We start from the raw sequence: 18,605 nt of genomic DNA, 5'->3' as shown, positions 1-18,605 counted from the left end.
CCCTCCTCTACTCCTGTCCCGCGATGGGGTCAACCGAAGGCGCACTGCTGTGGTCTGAAAAAAGATCGGGTTGAATACTGTTGCATACCGTACCAACGCAGCCCCGCAGCAAGGCATCGGAGCCGTCATCGCGATTGCCAATCCGCCCGCGTTCAGAGCTGAACAGCTGCCGCGCGCAGTTGAGCGGATCGGGACCTCAGACCTGCCATGTCGGTTTGCGCCGGTCAAAAAATGCGCTGACGCCTTCCTGCGCATCCTGTGTTTCCCATGTGGACGCAAGCGCCGCGATGGAATGGTCCACCGCATCGGCAGGGATTGCCGCACCAAGGCGTTGCGCAAGCGCCTTGGCTCGCGCAACAGCGCCCGGCGCGCAGGCCAGATAGGGCGTTACCTCGGCCTGCACGGCACCATCCAGCAATTCCGGCGCGACGGCCCGCGACAGCAGGCCCAGTGTTACCGCTTCTTCTGCGTCAAAAATCCGCGCCGACATGAAAACGCGCCGCGCCATCGCCTGCCCCATACGCGCCAGCACATAGGGCCCAATGGTGGCGGGAATCAGCCCCAGACGGGTTTCCGTCAGCCCGAATTCCGCACCCTGAACGCCGATCGTCACATCGCATACGGCCATCAGCCCGACCCCACCGCCAAAGGCCTGCCCCTGCACCCGCCCGATCAAGGGTTTGGGCAGGCGGTCAAGCGCGCCCAGCATATCCGCCAGTTTGCGGGCCTCGCGCATACGGGTGGCGCTGTCAGCATGCATCTGTTCGCGCATCCAGCCCAGATCACCGCCCGCGCAGAAACTTTTGCCTGCACCCGTCAGCACCACAACGCGCACCGTATCATCCGCAGCCAGTTGCCCGGCGGCGGCGGTCAACTCCGCGATCATCTGTGCGGACAGGGCATTGTGCTTTTCAGGGCGTGCCAATGTCAGTGTGGCCACGCCGCGCGCATCGGTGTCGATGGAAATGGTCTCAAACATCAGGTATTTCCTTTCCGCATGGCCTGCGCCATCTGCGCCGCCGCATTCAGAACGTCATGGTCCAACCCGGTTTGCCAGCCCCGTGCCAACAGCCAGGCATGCACGGATTCAGTCGCGGCATTGCCCGACGCACCCGGCGCATAGGGACAACCGCCAAGCCCGCCGACCGCCGCATCAAACACCCGCAGACCGAATTCAAGCGAGGCATCGATATTTTCCAGCGCCCGCCCGCCCGTATCATGGTAATGCCCCGCCAGCCGGTCAGCGGGCATTTCCTGCGACACCGCACCCAACATGGCCGCGATACGTTCGGGCGTGGCGCGACCAAGCGTATCGCCAAGGCTGATTTCATAGCAGCCCATATCCCGCAGTGCCGCAACCACGCGCACCACGTCGTCGGGCACGACAGCGCCATCAAAGGGGCAATCCGTCACACAGGATACATAGCCCCGGACCGGGATTCCCGCCAGGCGGGCGGCGTCCGCCACGGGCACAAAGCGTTCCAGACTTTCAGAAACCGAACAATTCAGGTTTGCACGACTAAACCCTTCGGACGCGGATGCAAAAATCGCCACCTCATCCGCGCGGGCATTTACTGCGGCTTCAAACCCGCGCAGATTGGGGACAAGTGCGGCATAGCGCACCCCGTCCGTGCGGGTAATCTGCGCAAGAACATCTGCAGAATCAGCCATTTGCGGCACCCATCTGGGGCTAACGAAACTGGCCACCTCGATCCGGCGAAAGCCCGCGCCACTCAGGCAATTGACCAGCGCCACCTTGTCCGATACCGGGATCAGGTGCTTCTCATTCTGCAGCCCGTCACGCGGTCCTACTTCGAAAATCTCAACATTAGGCATATTTTATCCCTCTGGCGGCGCGTAAAAGTCCTGCGTGTAAATCTGCGCGGGCCCATCCTTTTGCAGGGCGCGCTGAAATGCGGGCCGGGCGGCGAACCGTTCCGTATATCGCGCAGCACATTCCGGCAGACCTACAAATCGCCGCGCCATCCACACTGCATAGCCAATTGCAATATCGGCCACAGTGAATTCCCCCGTCACCCAATCCGGACCAACAGCGCGCAGGGCATTTTCCAGCCGCTTCGCCTCCAGCCGCATGACCGTGGGCGAACGCATCCAATCATAGCGCAACACAATATGATGTTGCGTCAGATTGGCCAGATGCGCGCCAAGGGTTTCAGCATAATGCAAGCCCTGCAGAAACGCGGCGCGTCCTGCCGCCCCTTCGGGCACACGCAAATCCGGGGCGCGGTTTTCGGCCAGATACAGCAGGATCGCCCCGCTTTCGCACAGCGTTTGCCCATCCACCGCAATCGCGGGCACCCGCCCGGCGGGCGAGCGCAGCAGATGGTCTGCATCCCGCAAGGACCGGTCAAAGAAACTGCACGCAATCAGGTCATACTCCGCGCCGATCTCTTCCAGCAGCCAAAGCACCCGGAATGACCGCGACTGCGCCACATGCCATAACCGGATCATCGCATTCCCCTGCTCATGCCAGCCCGCACTGCTGCGACATCATCCCTCCCCCTCGTCTTCCAACTGCACCAAGGGGGTGCCTGCGGCCACTTGCGCGGCGGGTTGCACCAGCACTTCGGCAATGCACCCAGCGCGGGCGGCAACCAGCGTATGTTCCATTTTCATGGCTTCCAGCACTACCAGCCGCGCGCCCTTGTCCACTATATCGCCCGCTTTCACAAATACGGCCTTGACCAGCCCCGGCATGGGCGCAAGCACCACATCCGCGCCGATACCAAGCGCCCCTTGCCGCGACAGCGGGTCCGGCAGCACAAAGACACGCGGGGTTGCACCAAACAAATGGACATGCCCCGCAATGCAGCGTGCGCTGATCCGCCCACCCGCAACGCGAAAGCCGCCATCATCAGAATCCACGGAAAATTCCGTCGTACCAACCGCCACCACAGCCCGCGTCGGCCCGGTCACTGCGATGCGCAGATCAAGCGGGTCGGAACCATGTATCAAGCTGACATCCTGCCAGACCGGCCCCGTCAGACTGAACCCGGCCAGCGGGTCCGACAGACTGTCCAGCCCGATAGCACACGCGGCCGCTGCGGCCAGTTCACGCCCGGTCACGTCAGCGTCGGCTGTCAGGCTGGTTATACTCCGTTCGATAAGGCCGGTATCCATGTCGCCGGTCGCGAAGGCCGCATCGCGTGTCAATGCCCCCAAGAACGCCAGATTGGTGACCGCCCCCGCAACTTCGGTCGCCGCCAGCGCGGTTTCCAGCCGCTTCAGCGCGATCGCGCGACTTGCGCCATGGGTGATAATCTTGGCGATCATCGGGTCATACCACGGACTGATTTCGTCCCCCGCGCGCACACCGGAATCGCTGCGAGCCGCATCGGGAAAACGCAGATGCGTCAGCCGCCCGGTTGCAGGCAGAAAACCCGCAGGCACATCTTCGGCGTAAAGGCGTGCCTCGAATGCATGGCCGGTGATCGCCAGATCCTGCTGGCGCAGGGGTAACCCCTCACCCGCCGCCACACGCAACTGCCATTCCACCAGATCAACGCCTGTGATGGCTTCGGTCACGGGGTGTTCCACCTGCAGACGGGTGTTCATTTCCATGAACCAGAACCCGTCCGTGCGCAGGCCGTCACTGCCGTCCACTATGAATTCAACCGTGCCCGCCCCGGCATAGCCAATGGCGCGTGCGGCCCGCACTGCGGCCTGCCCCATCACGGCGCGCATCGTATCAGACATGCCGGGTGCGGGGGCTTCTTCGATCACCTTCTGGTGACGGCGTTGAAGCGAGCAGTCGCGTTCAAACAGATGCACCGCATCCACGCCGTCGCCGAATACCTGCACTTCGATATGGCGGGGTTTGGTGATGTATTTCTCCACCAGAACCGTGTCATTGCCAAATGCGGTCGCGGCCTCCCCCCGCGCGCTTTCCAGCGCATCCATGAAATCCGCGGGCGTGTTCACCAGCCGCATACCCTTGCCGCCACCGCCCGCCACCGCCTTGATCAGCACCGGGTATCCGATGGCATCAGCAGCCCCCGCCAGATGTGCGGGGTCTTGATCTGCCCCATGATAACCCGGCACAACCGGCACACCGGCATCATGCATCAGCGCCTTGGCCGCGTCCTTCAGGCCCATCGCGCGGATCGCACTGGCAGAGGGGCCGATGAACACCAACCCCGCCGCAGTGACTGCATCGACGAAATCGGGGTTTTCCGACAGGAATCCATAGCCCGGATGGATGGCCTGCGCGCCCGTATCCAGTGCCGCCTGAATGATGACATCGCCGCGCAGGTAACTGTCGCGCGGCGCTGGCCCGCCGATATGCACAGCCTCGTCCGCCATGTCCACATGCAGCGCGCGCGCATCCGCGTCGGAATAGACCGCAACGCAACGCACACCCATCGCACGGGCGGTGCGGATGATGCGGCAGGCGATTTCACCGCGATTGGCAATCAGGATATTGTCGAACATGGGACGGTATCCTCTTGATCAGCACCCGGGGGGCCAGCCCCCCAGCCCCGCGGCAAAAAAGTCATTCTACATCCGGAACACACCGAAGCGCGTGTCATCAATAGGTGCATTCAAAGCGGCCGACAGCGACAGCGACAGCACCTGCCGCGTCTGGCGGGGGTCGATGATGCCATCATCCCAAAGGCGCGCGCTGGCATAAAGCGGGTGGGACTGGCGCTCGAACATCTCCACCGTGGGGCGTTTAAATTCGGCTTCGTCTTCTTCACTCCAGCTTTGGCCCGCGCGTTCCATTGCGTCGCGTTTCACAGTGGCCAGCACGCCTGCGGCCTGCGCGCCGCCCATCACCGAAATGCGCGAATTGGGCCATGTCCACAGGAAACGCGGACTGTAGGCGCGGCCCGCCATGCCGTAATTGCCCGCCCCAAAACTGCCGCCTACCAGCATGGTGATCTTGGGCACCGCAGTTGTGGCCACCGCCGTCACCATTTTCGCGCCATGGCGCGCAATGCCTTCGTTTTCGTATTTGCGCCCGACCATGAAGCCGGTAATATTTTGCAGGAACACCAGTGGAATGCGACGCTGGCTGCACAATTCCACGAAATGCGCGCCTTTGACTGCGGCTTCGGAAAACAGCACCCCGTTATTCGCAATAATCCCCACAGGGCAGCCCATGACATGCGCAAAACCCGTGACCAGCGTATCCCCGAAGCGCGGCTTGAATTCGTCAAAGCGCGACCCATCGACCACGCGCGCGATCACTTCGCGGATATCATAGGGGGTGCGCAGATCGGCGGGCACGATGCCGAAAATCTCCTCCGGGTCATAGGCGGGATCTTCAGGCGTTTGCCATTGCACGCTGGCGGGTTGCGCGCGGTTCAGGTGGCTGACAGCACGGCGCGCAAGGGCCAGCGCATGGGCGTCATCCTCGGCCAGATAATCAGCCACCCCTGACAGGCGCGTATGCACATCCCCACCCCCCAGGTCCTCGGCGCTGACCACTTCGCCGGTTGCGGCCTTGACCAGCGGCGGCCCTGCCAGAAAGATGGTGCCCTGATCGCGCACAATGATGGTCACATCCGACATGGCAGGCACATAGGCCCCGCCTGCCGTGCAAGACCCCATCACAACAGCAATCTGCGCAATTCCCTTGGCCGACATCTGCGCCTGATTATAGAAGATGCGCCCGAAATGGTCGCGGTCGGGGAATACCTCGTCCTGATTGGGCAGGTTTGCGCCACCGCTATCCACCAGATAGATGCAAGGCAGGTGGTTTTGCTCGGCGATTTCCTGCGCGCGCAGGTGTTTCCTGACCGTCATCGGGTAATAGGTGCCACCCTTCACGGTGGCGTCGTTGCAGATGATCATGCAATCCAGCCCCGATACCCGGCCGATACCCGCAATCACGCCCGCGCAGGGGGCGGCCCCGTCATACAGGCCATGTGCCGCTGTTGCGCCTATTTCCAGAAACGGGCTGCCAGCATCCAGCAGGTTTGCCACCCGGTCACGCGGCAGCATCTTGCCGCGCGCCATATGACGCGCACGCGCTTTTTCGCCACCGCCTGCCAGTGCCAAGGCCTGTGCCGCGCGGATTTCGGCCAGCGCGGCACTATGCGCCGCATGATTGGCGCGGAAGGTGTCCGAGCCGGTGAGGACGGTTGATTCAAGCTTCATGCACTACCCCCGATTGAAACTGAATTCGATTGCCGCCCGCATTGCGACACTCGGTCACAGCCATTGCGCGCCGCAATTTGATGCAGGTCAAAGCAGCAGCATGGGCCGGTGCGCAACATCCGCGCACTTCGCATAATGGGGAAAGACCATGAAAATAAAGAATATTACTGCATGTGCAATTTCGGCACTTGCGCTGTCGGGCGGGGTCGCCATGGCACAGCAGGCAGGCGACTGGACGCTGGGCGTGGGTATTGGCCATGTCCATCCGAAGTCGAATAACGGCACGCTGGCCGGTGCCGCGACCAGTATCGGCAGCAGCACACGCCCGATCCTGACAGCGGAATATTTCATTCAGGACAATCTGGGCATTGAATTGCTTGCGGCGGTGCCGTTCCGGCATACGATCACCATTGCGGGCGTGGGCACGGCAACGACCAAACATCTGCCGCCGACTGTGTCGCTGAACTATCATTTCACCAATGACAGCGCGATCACCCCGTTTCTGGGTGCCGGTATCAACTACACCAATTTCTTCAGCACCAGATCGGCGTTGGGCAATGTGAGGATCAAGGATTCCTGGGGTCTTGCCCTGAATGCAGGGGTTGATTTTGCTGTCAGCGAGCGCGGCGCGATCCGCGCCAATCTGCGCTGGATCAACATCAAACCCGATGTCACTTTGGGCGGGGTGAATATCGGCACGGCCAAGATCGACCCCTGGGTTGCTGCGGTGTCTTACGTTCATCGGTTCTGACGGGGCCACCCTCCACAGCATCGGGCGTCCCTCGTGGGGGCGCCCTTTGCATATGCGATTGGTGATGCCCGCCACCATGGTCAACGCGCGCCCTGCGAAACGGCCCACAGATACACGGTCTGTTCAGCGGTCATCTGCATGGCGCAACCAAGAAACGCCGGACTGGCCCCGGTGCCGCCCTGCCATTGCGCGGCTTCAAAACTGCAGCGCGCATCACGAAAGCCGATCCAGGCGCGCTGCATGTCGCGCGCGCTGTCGGACAGTGAAATCGCAGCATCTGCCCGCGTGCCATCCTGCGCGGACAGATCGGCGCGCAGGGTTCTATAGGCATCATTCAGTTTGCCGTCCCAAAGGCTTAGTTCAGCATCCAGACAAAAGCCCATTCCGACAGTGGTGTACCCGCCCGCCTGTTCCATGCAGGCAGTGGCAGCACGGCCGATACAATCATGTGCCTGTGCGTTGTCTGACAATCCGGCAAGGCAGATATCAGTTGGCCCGGCATCGAAGCGCAGGTCTTGTGCGGCGGCGGGGCAGGTCATCGCGGCGGCAAAAAGCATCATCAGGCGCATAGGGAACTTCCTTTCCGAAATGAACAAAGCCAAGCCTTAGCCCATTGCCCCCATTAGTTCACGCCCCACCAGCATACGCCGGATTTCGGACGTGCCCGCGCCGATTTCCATCAGTTTTGCGTCGCGGAACAAGCGGCTGACGGGGCTGTCATTCATGAAACCTGCCCCCCCCATGGCCTGCACAGCCTGATGGGCCTGCACCATTGCCTGTTCAGACGCATAGAGCACGCAGGCCGCCGCATCTGCGCGCGTAACGGCACCACGGTCGCAGGCCTTCGCCACTTCATAGACATAGGCGCGGGCGGAATTCATGGCCGTATACATATCGGCAATCTTGCCCTGCATCAGCTGGAAGCTGCCAATCCGCTGGCCGAACTGGTGCCGGTCGCGCAAGTAAGGCATGATCTCATCCAGACAGGCTGCCATGATGCCGGTCCCAATTCCGGACAGAACCACACGTTCATAATCCAGCCCGGACATAAGAACGCGCACGCCGCGCCCCTCATCCCCAAGCACATTGTCGAAGGGCACTTCCACATCCTGAAACACCAGTTCTGCTGTGTTCGATCCGCGCATGCCCAGCTTGTCGAAATGCGGACTGGTGGAAAACCCTGTCATGGATTTTTCGATCAGGAAGGCTGTGATCCCCTTGCTGCCTGCCGCCGGGTCGGTTTTGGCATAAACGACCAGAACATCGGCGTCCGGGCCATTGGTGATCCAGTATTTGGTGCCGTTGAGGATGTAGCGGTCATTCTTCTTTTCGGCACGCAGCTTCATGCCGACCACATCAGACCCTGCGCCCGCTTCGGACATGGCCAGCGCGCCCACATATTCGCCACTGACCAGTCCGGGCAGGTAGCGTTCGCGCTGTGCATCGGTGCCGTTCAGCCTGATCTGGTTGACGCAAAGATTGGAATGCGCCCCATAGGACAATGATACTGACGCGGATGCGCGCGCAATTTCCTCGACCGCGATCACATGGGCCAGATAGCCCATATCCGCGCCGCCATAGCTTTCCGGAACGGTGATGCCCAGAAGGCCCAGCCCCCCCATTTCCCGCCATAATTCCGATGGGAAGGTGTTGGTGCGGTCGATTTCCGCCGCCATGGGTTTTACGCGGTCCTGCGCCCAGCGGTGGACCATGTCGCGCAGGGCGTTGACCTCGGACCCGAGGTCGAAATGCATCGATGCCGTGAACATGGCGCCAATCCTCCCATAACTGAACACTTGTTCATTTCATACGCGCGAGGAGGCGCCTTCGTCAAATGAATTTTTCTCGCAAGACAAGAACAGGGGGCAAATGCCCCCTGTTCTGAGTATTTCCGGCAAGATGAAATCAGCGCGTCTTAGCGCAAATCAGGCGGGGTGGCTTCCGTGCGCAGCGTGCCAACCAGCGCGTCCAGCGTTTCGGTTGTTGTGCGGTTTTCGCCCAGACGCCGCACAGAAACCGTGCGTTCAGTCACTTCCCGCGCGCCGATGGCCAGAATGACCGGTACCTTGCCGACTGAATGTTCGCGGACCTTGTAGTTGATCTTCTCATTGCGCAGGTCAAGTTCGGCGCGAATCCCTGCTGCTCGCAGCGTATCCAGAACCTCGCGGCAATAATCATCCGCATCCGACACGATAGAGGCAACGACCACCTGACGCGGCGCCAGCCAGAACGGCAGCTTGCCGGCGAAGTTCTCGATCAACATGCCGATGAAACGCTCAAAACTGCCCAGCACCGCACGGTGCAGCATGACGGGGCGGTGTTTGCCCCCGTCCGCGCCGATATAGGCCGCGCCCAGCCGCTCGGGCAGGTTGGGGTCCACCTGAAGCGTGCCGCATTGCCAGTCGCGCCCGATGGCATCGGTCAGCACGAACTCCAGCTTCGGACCATAGAACGCGCCCTCGCCGGGGAACAGTTCATACTCGTGCCCCGCCGCGCGGCAGGCATTGCCAAGTGCGGCTTCGACCCGGTCCCAGCTTTCATCGCTGCCGATGCGTTTTTCGGGGCGGGTGGACAGCTTGATGCGCCAGTTGTCAAAGCCCAGATCGGCATAGACCCCTGACAGGAAGTCGATGAACTTCTTCGATTCCGCCTCAATCTGATCCTCGGTACAGAAGATATGCCCGTCATCTTGGGTAAAGCCCCGCACCCGCATGATGCCATGCAACGCGCCCGAGGGTTCATAGCGCGCGCAGGATCCGAATTCGGCCATGCGCAGCGGCAGGTCGCGGTAGGATTTCAGCCCGTGATTGTAGATCTGCACATGGCAGGGGCAGTTCATCGGTTTCAGCGCATTGATGGTCTTTTCGCGAGCGTGATCCTCGTCAACCTCGACGATGAACATATTCTCCTGATAATTGTCCCAATGGCCTGAATCCTCCCACAGCTTGCGGTTGACCACCTGCGGGGTGTTGACCTCAAAGTAGCCGTCGCGCAACTGCTGGCGGCGCATGTAATCCTGCAGATTAGTATAGATGGACCAGCCATTGGGGTGCCAGAATACCTGACCGGGGGCTTCTTCCTGCATATGGAACAGGTCCATCTCGCGGCCAAGCTTGCGGTGGTCGCGCTTGGCGGCTTCCTCCAGCATGGTCAGGTGGGCTTTCAGGTCATTGCGATTTTTGAAGGCCACACCATAGATGCGCTGCAGCATGGGGCGGGTGTTGTCGCCCAGCCAATAGGCGCCTGCAATATTCATCAGCTTGAAGGCATCAGCAGGCACTTGCCCGGTATTCTGCAAATGCGGCCCACGGCACAGATCCTGCCAGGCGCCATGCCAATACATGCGCAGCGGTTCGCCTTCGGGGATGCGGTCGATCAGTTCAATCTTGAACGGCTCATCTGCGTCCTTGTAGTGCTGGATGGCACGCGCACGGTCCCAGACTTCGGTGCGCACAGGTTCGCGCGCATTGATGATGTCGCGCATCCTGGCCTCGATCTGCGCAAGGTCTTCGGGAACAAAAGGTTCCGCGCGGTCAAAGTCATAAAACCAGCCCTTGTCGCGCACCGGGCCGATTGTCACTTTCACATCCGGCCAGATTTCCTGCACCGCGCGCGCCATGATATGCGCCAGATCGTGGCGGATCAGTTCCAGCGCCTGCGCATCATCCTGCAGGGTGTGAATGGCGATGGCCGCGTCCTGCATGATCGGCCATTGCAGGTCGAAATGCGCGCCATCGACAGTGGCGGAAATGGCTTTTTTAGCCAACGATGTCGAAATCGATGCCGCCACTTCGGCAGGGGTTACGCCTGCATCGAAACTGCGCGCATTGCCATCGGGGAATGTCAGGGAAATCTGGGCCATCAGCCATGCTCCTCGTCGTTCTGGCGCCCACGGAACGCCCGGTTGCGGGTTATGTCGGGCGCTGATGTCGCTGTCGCAGGACCGAAAGTCAAGCTGGCATCAAGCATTCAGGTGTTGATGTTGTAAAAAGACCAGCACGCCGCTATGTGCCCTGCCGGATGGACAAACGCGCGCGCCGTCAGTTGCCGCCAAGCAAGCCGCGCAGCCGGTTGCCCAGTTCCTGTTCCAACCCGCGACGCAGGGTATCTTCCAGCCGCTCGCCCTCTTCGCGCTGCACGCCAAGTTCCCGTTCCAGACGTTCCGCTGCCTGTTCGCGCGCGCGGTCTTCCAGTCGGCGGGCTTCTTCGCGGGCGATATCTTCCAGGCGTTCCTGTTCGACGCGCAACTGTTCGCGGGCCAGCGCTTCCAGGTCCAGGCGGAAGCGCGGCGCGTCCCATGGGCCTGTTATCATCAGCGGCACACGCAGTGCTTCGCCGCCTTCGCCCTGCAAGGCGGCGGGCACGATCCGATAATCCAGCGTGCGCGCACCCAAGGCAACGCTCCCACGCCCGGTAACCGAGAATCGCTGCGCCGAAAGCGCGAGATCATCATTGCGCAGTACCCCGTCGGCCACTGTAAACGTACCGCTGATGCTGTCGTAAACGGTGCGGGTGCCTTCGCCCATATAACTCATGTCCAGATTGCGCAGCATGCCTGCCAGATCAAAGCCAAGGATTTCCCCCTGATCGAAGCGGATCGCCCCGTCGCCACGCAGGCTGTCCATGATCGCATGGACCGAATTGCCGACACCCAGCACATTGATATCCAGATTGGCACTGCCCTGAAGACGACGATAATCCGCAAGTTCGGTCAGCATCGGTAACAGTGCCACATCGCGGGCGCGCAAATCCGCGCGCACCGACAGGCCGGACCGGTTATTGGCGATGAACTGCCCCATCAGCCTGCCGCCGAACACAGCAACCTCGCGCAGGTCGATCACCGCGCGGGAATTGTCAATGCCAAGGACAAGACGCGTTTGTCCGAAACTGGTCACATCCGTCTGAATGCCGTCAAATGCCAGTGACAGGTCGGCATCGATCAGGCCCAATGCGCTGGCATCAATCACATCGCGCGACCAGCCTTGTACCGCCGCCGCGCCGCCACTTTGGGTGCCACGCCCTGTTGCGCCGCGGCTGCGCAAATCAAGCACCCCGCCGGATAATTGTCCCGTCAGTTTTGGCCGCGCACCGGCCATGGACATGTCGATATCCCCGTTCAAGCGCGTGTCCCCCGCGCGCATCCGCGCGTCGCGGGCATAAAGCATGCCATCGGCGGTGCGGGTCACCCGCCCGGAAAACCCCAGCGGCAGATATGCCGGTGGCAGGTCCGCGCCCTGCGCGGCAAGCGCACGGAAAACCGGGGCAAGGGCGGGAATGTCTGTATCAAGCTGTCCTTCAAGGATCATATCGCCAAGCCCCGCCCGACCGGCGAACTGCGCGCGCGACTCCGCAAGCCCAAGATCAAGGCTTAGCCCCACCACTGCGCCGCTGATCAGCCGCGCGACATTATCTGTCACGGCGGACAGGCGCAGGGCCTGACCGTTCACGCGCGCTGCAGCCGTGATTTCGGCAGGCCCGTCCAACGCAGGCAGTGCAAAATCTGCATCCAGTGCGTCCAGCGTGATATCCGTTCCCGACGCGGCATCACGGAAACGCAGCTGCCCGCCAGCAATCGCCGCCATCCCCAATGAGAAGGCGCGCGGGCGGGTCTGTGGTTCTGCGGTGCTGTCGCTTTGCGGGGGGGGCGCACTGGCGCGTATTGCCATTTCCCAGTTGCCGCGCCCTTCACTGTTGCGCCGCAGATCGATGACCGGGGATTGCAGGATAATCCTTTCAATCTGGACATCGCCCCGCAACAGGGCAGTCAGATCAAGGCCGATTTCCATCTGTTCGGCCTGCAGCAGCGGCGCATCACCGGCCCAGTCGGCATTGCCGATGGAAATGCCATTCGCCGTCGCCCCGATGACCGGGTAAAAACTTGGCCGCACCGCGCCATCAATCGTCAGGCTGCGCCCTGTCGCTGTCTGGAATTGTTGCGCGGCGATCACTGCAATGCGTTCCGAAGGCAACAAAAACAGCGCAGCCCCGGCCAGCACGACAAGCCCCAGAACAACCGCAACAACAGCCTTGATCAAACGCATTCCACCCTCCGACCGGCATTCTGGTGCCCGTGTCTACAGGAATCCTAGCGTCAAGCCGCAGGGATGTCTTATCAAAAATCCATCACACGGGTGTCAGACAGCCTGACGCAACGTCAATTCATTCCTTGGCGCGCACATGTTGCAAAAGTGGCATCAACGCACCCATGTCCGGGCCATGCGCCTGCCCCGTCAGCGCCTTGCGTAGTGGCATGAACAACGCCCGCCCCTTGCGACCGGTCTGCGCCTTGACGGCATCGGTCCAGTCCTTCCATGCGGTCGGCCCATAGGGCGGTGGCGGCAGCAAGGTCAGCGCTTCGGCCACGAAATCCGCATCTTCCGGGTCGATCACAGGGGCCGCGCCTTGCTGGCACAATGACCACCATGGGCCAAGATCATCCAGACGGGTGATATTTTCACGTGCGACCTGCCAGAACTGCGGTGCCACGTCTTCTGGCACGCCCAGACCTGCCAGATGGTCCGCAACCGCCGCATATGGGCGCGCCTGAATATCGGCGCGGGTCAATGGCCATAAATCCTCGGCGTCGAATTTGGTGGGCGCAGACCCGAATTGCGACAGATCGAACCCTTCGGCAATGTCGTCCATGGTGCCGCGCAATTCCACCGGCTGGCTGGACCCAAGCCGCGCCATCAGCGACAGCAATGCCATGGGCGTCACGCCTTGCGCGCGCAAATCGCGCAGGGACAGCGTGCCAAGCCGCTTGGACAGCGCTTCGCCCTGCGGGCCGGTCAGCAGGGAATGATGGGCAAATGACGGGGCGACACCGCCCAACGCTTCGATGATCTGGATCTGGGTTGCCGTGTTGGTCACATGATCGGACCCACGCACAATATACGTCACCCCCATATCCATGTCATCCACGACAGATGCCAGCGTATACAGAACCTGCCCATCCGCACGGATCAGGACAGGGTCGGACACCGATGCCGCATCAATCGAAAGCGCGCCAAGAATGCCATCTTCCCATTCGATCCGCGTCTGATCCAGCAGAAAGCGCCAATACCCGTCGCGTTCAGCCTGCAGGCGCAGGCGCGTGGCATCATCCATGTCCAGCGCGGCACGGTCATAAACAGGCGGGCGCCCCATGTTCAGCTGTTTCTTGCGCTTCAGGTCCAACTCGCCCGGCGTTTCAAAACACTCGTAAAACCGGCCATCCGCGCGCAGTTTGTCGGCAGCATCCTTGTAGCGGTCCAGGCGCTTCGATTGCTGTTCAATACGGTCCCAGCCAATGCCCAGCCATTCCAGATCCTGCTGGATGCCATCGATATATTCCTGCTTTGATCGCTCCTGATCGGTATCATCCAGCCGCAGGATGAATTCACCCCCCGATTTCCGGGCGATCAGATAGTTGAACAATGCGGTGCGCAGGTTACCGATATGCAGATATCCTGTCGGCGAGGGCGCAAAGCGGGTAACAATCTTGGACATGGGGACGACCTCCTGATTGCGTTCATGCTTTTTCACAAGCCTTGCGTCAGTGCAAGCCCCGTGCTTTGAAACAGTTTTGAACGAAAGCCGCCACAATGACAGACACAGCACAACACTGGATGTCAGCCCTGCCACCGGAACAGGCGGTGTTTGAGCATGTCGTTACGCAGACCCTCGAAACATTGCCCACCCCCTTCCGGCAGGCTGCGGAGAATGTGGCGCTGCATATCACCGATTTCGCCCCGGATGCCCTTCTGGCGGAGATGGGGTTTGATGACCCGTTTGAGCTGACCGGCCTTTATACCGGCATTCCGCTGACCGAAAAATCAGTGATGGATCAGCCCATGGAACCAGACAGGATCTGGCTGTTCCGCCGTCCGATCCTGGATGAATGGATTGCACGCGGGGATATCGAACTGGGCGCGCTGATTGCGCATGTCTTCATTCACGAACTGGCGCATCACTTTGGCTGGTCCGACAGTGACATCGCGACCATTGCCCCCTGGCAGGACTGAGCACGCAACACCAACAGCTTAAACAGACCGCGAATGCCCACCGCCACCTGATCAGATCAGGTCGAAACATTCCGTTTGCGGGTGGTTCCGGCGTGACGCAGGCGCTGGGGCATAGATCAAGCCCGCGCTTCTGGTACTCCAACACCTGCATCACGCAGGAATCGACCAACCTTGCGGTCCCGCCTGATATGAGAATGCGCTAACTGCGCGCGGCCAGTGCGTCCGCCAGCACCGCGTGCAGAATATCGCCCGGCACATCATCACAGACAAAAGCCGCCCCGATATCGCGCGCAAGAATAAAGCGCAGACGCCCGTCCTGCACCTTCTTGTCCTGCGCCATCAGCGCGATCAGCGCGTCTGCGGATGGCAGATCACCTGCAATATCCGCCAGATCAGTTGCCATGCCCATATTACGCAGATGGGCACGCACGCGCCCCGGGGTTTCCTGCGCGCACAGGTCCATGCGCGCCGATAATTCAAATGCCAATGCGCAACCGATGGCCACACCTTCGCCATGCAGCAACCGGTCGCCATAACCTGTGGCCGCTTCCAGCGCATGGCAGAATGTATGCCCAAGGTTCAGCAGCGCACGGTCGCCCTGTTCGGTTTCATCGCGTGCCACGATTTCGGCTTTCATCTGCACGGACCGGTGTACCGCATAGTGCCGCAGCATCTTGTCCCCGTCCGCCATGGCAGGACCGTTCATTTCCAGCCAATCGAAGAACGCACTATCCCCCAGCAGGCCGTATTTCACCACTTCGCCATATCCGGCCAGAAAATCACGCCTTGGCAGGCTGTCCAGCAGGTCAATATCGGCCAGAACCAGTGCGGGCTGATGAAACGCCCCCACAAGGTTCTTGCCATGGCGGGTATTGATGCCGGTCTTGCCGCCCACCGAACTGTCAACCTGCGCCAGCAAGGATGTCGGGATCTGCACAAATCCCACCCCCCGCCGCAACACGGACGCCGCAAACCCGCCCAGATCACCAATGACGCCACCGCCCAGCGCAACAACCATATCGCTGCGTTCAACCTTTTCATCCAGCAGCCATTCCACCGCCTGTTGCAGCCCGTTCCAGCTTTTCGTGCCTTCGCCGGGTTCCAGCGCATGGGCGGTGCTGTCCACCCCGGCAGCCGACAGCCCCTCCTGCAACCTGTGCAGATGATGCGCGGCCACGCGGCTTTCTGTCAGGATGGGCACGCGCTTGCGATGCAGATGCGGCGCAATCAGCTGACCGGCATTCGCGAGCAATCCCTGCCCGATCACCACATCATAAGCGCGCGCCCCAAGGGGCACATGAACGTGATCAAGTTTCATTCGCAATATCCTTCCAGCACATCCGGGCGGGTTGAAAGTTCCGTCAACACAGCACGCGCCGTATCGGCGATGGAATACCCCGCACGGGTCTGAACCGCCAGATCCGCCTTGGCATAATGCGGCGCGCGTGTTGCCAGCAGGTCAGCCAATGTCCCATAGGGGTCCGATGTGCGCAATAACGGGCGCGTTGACTTGTGGCGCACCCGCGACCACAGCAAATCCAGATCAGCCTTCAGCCAGACAGACACCCCAAGTTCTGATATCAATGCCCGTGTCCCCGCATTCAGAAACGCGCCGCCGCCCACCGACAGAATTCCCGCCTCACCGCGCATCAGCCGCGCGATGACTTCGGCTTCGCGGGCACGGAAAAACGATTCACCATCGCGTTCGAATATCTCTGCGATGCTCATCTGCGCGGCCTCGACGATTTCTTCATCCGAATCGCGAAACGGCACAGCAAGATTTTGCGCCAGTTCCCGCCCCACAGCGGTCTTGCCCGCCCCCATCATGCCCACAAGGACAACGGTTTTATGCAATTTCATGCCGACGCTCCGCCCTTTGCCCGCCCCTCAACACGTTTTTGTGGCCTGCATTGTCCTTGTCGTGATATTGCGGCACTGTCAAAAGGGAAACCCCCCGTAATCTTCTTCGTCAAAAGAGGGGGCCGCGAAACGAAAGGCAGGCAGAATGCGACATCTGGTTCGGTTGATCCTTGTTCTGGCGGTATTGTCAGGGCTGGCGGTGGTGGCCTATGCCTATTTCGGGGATATGTCCGCCGAACAGCGCAGCTTCGAAAGCCCGGTCACGCTGGACGTGAATTGACGCGCGTGGGCAGACATATATTGACAGCGCAGCGCGGGGGCGCCGCGTTTGCGGTGGCCGTCGCAATGGCTTTGCCGCTTGATGCGCAAACGCTGCAGGGCGGGCGCCCCCTGAATGCGATTGACTGGCTGGAAGATGCGATGTCGCAGCCCGACACAACCATCGGCGGCATGTCCCTGCCCCTTGTCACGCCCCAGGACACGCCCGAGGCCATCGCCGTATCACCCCTTGGGGCACCCGCGCTGGACCAGGTGGGGCTGTTCGTTCCGCAACGTGTCGGTCTGCCGCGCGATCTGTGGGGCGGCGCCCCGGTGCCGGAAGTGCTGGCGGGCATTTCGGCCCTGCCCGTGGATACCCTGCCAGCCGCGCTGCAGCTTGGTTACCGTTTACTGCTGGCAGAATTCGACCCACCCGCGCAATTGCAGCCGGAAACGCAAGGCACGGTGCTTGTCGCCCGTATTGACAAACTGATGGCCATGGGTGCGTTGGAACAGGCATCGCAACTGATCGACGCAGCCCCGGTCCGTACCGCCGCGCTGAACACGCGCGCTTTCGACATTGCCCTGCTGCTGGGCGAAGAAGACAGCGCCTGCACCAGCATGAGCGGCCAGATCACCACGGATTTCGGCCATGGCGCCAAGATTTTCTGTCTGGCGCGGCGCGGGGACTGGCAAGCGGCCTACACGACGCTGAACGCCACCACATCGCTGGGCTTGCTGGAGGCGAGCGAAGCCAGCCTGCTGCAGCGCTTCCTGGAAGAAGAGGATGCGCATGTCACCCCCCCCCCACCTGCAGAATTATCCCCGCTGGGCTGGCGCATTCTGGAAGCGCTGGGTGACCCGGTGCCGACAGCCAGCCTGCCGGTGGCCTATGCCTATGCTGATCTGCGCGGCACCAGCGGCTGGCGCGCACAGCTTGACGCCGCCGAACGGCTGACACGCGCCGGGGTGATGCAACCCAACCGTTTGCTGGGCCTTTATGCCCAACGTCGGCCTGCCGCGTCCGGGGGCGTGTGGGAAAGGGTGCGCGCAGTGCAAACCCTTGATCATGCCCTGGCCAGCGGTGACAGCGCAGGTTTGTCACGGGCACTGAATGACGCCTGGCCCAAATTCGCCAGTGTGGAACTGGAAGTCGCCTTTGCCCAGATGTTCGCCGAAACCTTGGCCGAAAGTGGGACCGATCCGGCCACACTGGATGCCAGCGCCCGGACGATCCTTTGGCATGTGCTGATGCTGACACAGACTCGGCTGGATCTTGCCGGACAGATCGCTCCGCAATCCGACAAGGCGCGGCTGGCTACGGCGCTGGCTATGAATGATGCCAGCCTGCCCGACATCGAAAGTTCGTCCATGGCTGCAGCTGTGGCGCAGGCATTTGCATCATCGCCCGAAACGGACATGTCAACCGCACCGGTAGCCAGCGCCGGCGGCCTGCTGTTGCTGGACGCACTGAACCATATTGCCCATGCCGCTGTCGGTGATCCGCGCGAAGCCCGTCTGGGATTGCAGTCGCTGCGGCTGCTGGGGCTGGATGACGCAACAAGACAGATCGCGATCGAGTTGCTGCTGCTGGAACGGCGGGGCTAGGC

16 protein-coding genes are annotated in these 18,605 nt (G+C 61.5%); 4 read left to right on the top strand and 12 right to left on the bottom strand.

All coding sequences use genetic code 11. The features are described from left to right. Positions 1-196: 196 nt before the first annotated feature. The 5 genes from PUT78_RS03350 to PUT78_RS03330 all read right to left on the bottom strand — a co-directional run bounded on the left by PUT78_RS03350 (position 197) and on the right by PUT78_RS03330 (position 6,123). Positions 197-979, bottom strand: a complete 783-nt coding sequence (locus tag PUT78_RS03350; RefSeq protein WP_274350691.1) for a crotonase/enoyl-CoA hydratase family protein — start codon at positions 977-979, stop codon at positions 197-199. Next, positions 979-1,836, bottom strand: a complete 858-nt coding sequence (locus tag PUT78_RS03345; protein WP_274350690.1) for a hydroxymethylglutaryl-CoA lyase — start codon at positions 1,834-1,836, stop codon at positions 979-981. The genes PUT78_RS03350 and PUT78_RS03345 overlap by 1 nt, the downstream gene beginning before the upstream one ends. 3 nt (positions 1,837-1,839) lie before the next feature. Next, positions 1,840-2,472: a glutathione S-transferase family protein gene (locus PUT78_RS03340; protein ID WP_274350689.1), complete on the bottom strand. Its 633-nt coding sequence runs from the start codon at positions 2,470-2,472 to the stop codon at positions 1,840-1,842. 39 nt (positions 2,473-2,511) lie between these two features. Beyond that, entirely contained in the window at positions 2,512-4,452 is a 1,941-nt protein-coding gene (locus PUT78_RS03335) for an acetyl-CoA carboxylase biotin carboxylase subunit (protein WP_274350688.1), read from the bottom strand. 66 nt (positions 4,453-4,518) lie between these two features. After that, positions 4,519-6,123: a carboxyl transferase domain-containing protein gene (locus PUT78_RS03330; RefSeq protein ID WP_274350687.1), complete on the bottom strand. Its 1,605-nt coding sequence runs from the start codon at positions 6,121-6,123 to the stop codon at positions 4,519-4,521. A gap of 148 nt (positions 6,124-6,271) precedes the next feature. Here PUT78_RS03330 and PUT78_RS03325 point away from each other — a divergent pair, with 148 nt between their 5' ends. Beyond that, complete coding sequence (locus PUT78_RS03325) at positions 6,272-6,874, top strand: OmpW/AlkL family protein (protein ID WP_274350686.1); 603 nt, start codon at positions 6,272-6,274, stop codon at positions 6,872-6,874. Positions 6,875-6,954: 80 nt separating this feature from the next. Here PUT78_RS03325 and PUT78_RS03320 read toward each other — a convergent pair whose 3' ends face one another. The 5 genes from PUT78_RS03320 to gltX all read right to left on the bottom strand — a co-directional run bounded on the left by PUT78_RS03320 (position 6,955) and on the right by gltX (position 14,362). Then, positions 6,955-7,443 (bottom strand): lysozyme inhibitor LprI family protein, encoded by a 489-nt coding sequence (locus PUT78_RS03320; RefSeq protein ID WP_274350685.1) that lies wholly within the window; start codon positions 7,441-7,443, stop codon positions 6,955-6,957. 36 nt (positions 7,444-7,479) lie between these two features. After that, a complete protein-coding gene (locus tag PUT78_RS03315) occupies positions 7,480-8,643 on the bottom strand; it encodes an isovaleryl-CoA dehydrogenase (RefSeq protein ID WP_274350684.1) in 1,164 nt (387 codons plus the stop codon). A gap of 146 nt (positions 8,644-8,789) precedes the next feature. After that, positions 8,790-10,736 (bottom strand): threonine--tRNA ligase, encoded by a 1,947-nt coding sequence (gene thrS, locus PUT78_RS03310; protein WP_274350682.1) that lies wholly within the window; start codon positions 10,734-10,736, stop codon positions 8,790-8,792. 178 nt (positions 10,737-10,914) lie between these two features. Continuing rightward, positions 10,915-12,915, bottom strand: a complete 2,001-nt coding sequence (locus PUT78_RS03305; RefSeq protein ID WP_274350681.1) for an AsmA family protein — start codon at positions 12,913-12,915, stop codon at positions 10,915-10,917. 118 nt (positions 12,916-13,033) lie between these two features. Beyond that, positions 13,034-14,362, bottom strand: coding sequence for a glutamate--tRNA ligase (gene gltX / locus PUT78_RS03300; protein WP_274350680.1), 1,329 nt, complete (start codon positions 14,360-14,362; stop codon positions 13,034-13,036). A 95-nt stretch (positions 14,363-14,457) separates the two neighbouring features. Here gltX and PUT78_RS03295 point away from each other — a divergent pair, with 95 nt between their 5' ends. Further along, the gene (locus tag PUT78_RS03295; protein ID WP_274350678.1) at positions 14,458-14,877 is read left to right on the top strand and encodes a metallopeptidase family protein; all 420 of its coding nucleotides are present in this window, start codon (positions 14,458-14,460) and stop codon (positions 14,875-14,877) included. Positions 14,878-15,076: 199 nt separating this feature from the next. On the opposite strand, the gene aroB is transcribed toward PUT78_RS03295, so the two are convergent. Next, positions 15,077-16,195 carry a 3-dehydroquinate synthase gene (aroB, locus tag PUT78_RS03290; protein ID WP_274350677.1) on the bottom strand — a complete coding sequence of 373 codons (1,119 nt, stop codon included), beginning with the start codon at positions 16,193-16,195 and terminating at the stop codon, positions 15,077-15,079. Next, entirely contained in the window at positions 16,192-16,737 is a 546-nt protein-coding gene (locus tag PUT78_RS03285) for a shikimate kinase (RefSeq protein WP_274350676.1), read from the bottom strand. The genes aroB and PUT78_RS03285 overlap by 4 nt, the downstream gene beginning before the upstream one ends. Before the next feature lie 145 nt (positions 16,738-16,882). On the opposite strand from PUT78_RS03285, the gene PUT78_RS03280 reads away from it, so the two are divergent. Both PUT78_RS03280 and PUT78_RS03275 read left to right on the top strand, forming a co-directional pair. After that, on the top strand, positions 16,883-17,017 hold the full coding sequence (locus PUT78_RS03280) for a hypothetical protein (RefSeq protein WP_274350675.1): 135 nt from the start codon (positions 16,883-16,885) through the stop codon (positions 17,015-17,017). A gap of 65 nt (positions 17,018-17,082) precedes the next feature. Continuing rightward, the gene (locus tag PUT78_RS03275) at positions 17,083-18,603 is read left to right on the top strand and encodes a hypothetical protein (protein WP_274350674.1); all 1,521 of its coding nucleotides are present in this window, start codon (positions 17,083-17,085) and stop codon (positions 18,601-18,603) included. The last annotated feature ends 2 nt before the right edge of the window (positions 18,604-18,605 follow it).

It is taken from the genome of Roseinatronobacter alkalisoli (assembly GCF_028745735.1).
GTDB lineage: Bacteria > Pseudomonadota > Alphaproteobacteria > Rhodobacterales > Rhodobacteraceae > Roseinatronobacter > Roseinatronobacter alkalisoli.
This window is presented reverse-complemented; position numbering and strand designations above follow the sequence as displayed.

Bases quoted from the DNA above. Each gene is read 5' to 3' on its own strand.
- PUT78_RS03345 (WP_274350690.1), bottom strand. From the start codon at position 1,836: ATGCCTAATGTTGAGATTTTCGAAGTAGGACCGCGTGACGGGCTGCAG.
- PUT78_RS03305 (WP_274350681.1), bottom strand. From the start codon at position 12,915: ATGCGTTTGATCAAGGCTGTTGTTGCGGTTGTTCTGGGGCTTGTCGTG.
- PUT78_RS03330 (WP_274350687.1), bottom strand. From the start codon at position 6,123: ATGAAGCTTGAATCAACCGTCCTCACCGGCTCGGACACCTTCCGCGCC.
- aroB (WP_274350677.1), bottom strand. From the start codon at position 16,195: ATGAAACTTGATCACGTTCATGTGCCCCTTGGGGCGCGCGCTTATGAT.
- PUT78_RS03325 (WP_274350686.1), top strand. From the start codon at position 6,272: ATGAAAATAAAGAATATTACTGCATGTGCAATTTCGGCACTTGCGCTG.
- PUT78_RS03320 (WP_274350685.1), bottom strand. From the start codon at position 7,443: ATGCGCCTGATGATGCTTTTTGCCGCCGCGATGACCTGCCCCGCCGCC.
- PUT78_RS03275 (WP_274350674.1), top strand. From the start codon at position 17,083: ATGGCTTTGCCGCTTGATGCGCAAACGCTGCAGGGCGGGCGCCCCCTG.
- PUT78_RS03340 (WP_274350689.1), bottom strand. From the start codon at position 2,472: ATGATCCGGTTATGGCATGTGGCGCAGTCGCGGTCATTCCGGGTGCTT.
- PUT78_RS03315 (WP_274350684.1), bottom strand. From the start codon at position 8,643: ATGTTCACGGCATCGATGCATTTCGACCTCGGGTCCGAGGTCAACGCC.
- PUT78_RS03350 (WP_274350691.1), bottom strand. From the start codon at position 979: ATGTTTGAGACCATTTCCATCGACACCGATGCGCGCGGCGTGGCCACA.
- gltX (WP_274350680.1), bottom strand. From the start codon at position 14,362: ATGTCCAAGATTGTTACCCGCTTTGCGCCCTCGCCGACAGGATATCTG.
- PUT78_RS03335 (WP_274350688.1), bottom strand. From the start codon at position 4,452: ATGTTCGACAATATCCTGATTGCCAATCGCGGTGAAATCGCCTGCCGC.
- PUT78_RS03295 (WP_274350678.1), top strand. From the start codon at position 14,458: ATGACAGACACAGCACAACACTGGATGTCAGCCCTGCCACCGGAACAG.
- PUT78_RS03280 (WP_274350675.1), top strand. From the start codon at position 16,883: ATGCGACATCTGGTTCGGTTGATCCTTGTTCTGGCGGTATTGTCAGGG.
- thrS (WP_274350682.1), bottom strand. From the start codon at position 10,736: ATGGCCCAGATTTCCCTGACATTCCCCGATGGCAATGCGCGCAGTTTC.
- PUT78_RS03285 (WP_274350676.1), bottom strand. From the start codon at position 16,737: ATGAAATTGCATAAAACCGTTGTCCTTGTGGGCATGATGGGGGCGGGC.